The organism is Undibacterium paludis (assembly GCF_022568815.1).
In the GTDB taxonomy this organism is placed as follows: Bacteria; Pseudomonadota; Gammaproteobacteria; order Burkholderiales; family Burkholderiaceae_D; genus Undibacterium.
In genome coordinates this window covers 1-454 of sequence record NZ_JAKZHX010000068.1, presented here as the reverse complement: position 1 = coordinate 454, position 454 = coordinate 1, and the positions used below count along the sequence as shown (strand labels likewise).

Genomic DNA, 454 nt, shown 5'->3' with positions numbered 1-454 from the left:
TGTCATTACCCTGAAAAACATCAAGTTCCGCTATGCCGAGGGTGAACCCTGGGTATTGAAGGACATCAACCTGACGATACCGGCAGGCCAGAGCATTGCCCTGGTCGGCCCCAGCGGTTGTGGCAAGACCACCTTGTGCAAGATCATCCTTGGGCTGTTAAAACCGACGGAAGGTGAAGTATTGATCGACGACATCCCCATCACCCAGCTGGGTATCAAAACCTATCGCCAGCTGGTGGGCACGGTGATGCAGGAAGACGTCTTGCTGGCGGGGTCCATCATGGACAATATCTCCTTCTTTGACAGCCGCTGTGATCAGCAAAGAGTGGAAGAATGCGCCAGGCTGGCCGCTATTCATGAAGACATCAGCAAGATGCCCATGGGTTACCAGACCCTGGTCGGTGACATGGGCAGCAGTTTGTCGGGCGGGCAAAAGCAGCGTGTGTTGCTGGCA

Annotated in this window: 1 protein-coding gene; it reads left to right on the top strand. The window is 55.1% G+C overall.

Translation table 11 applies throughout. From position 1 onward, the window contains the following. A partial coding sequence (locus tag LZ463_RS28950) for an ATP-binding cassette domain-containing protein (protein ID WP_241459790.1) occupies nucleotides 1–454 on the top strand: 454 nt, incomplete at both ends.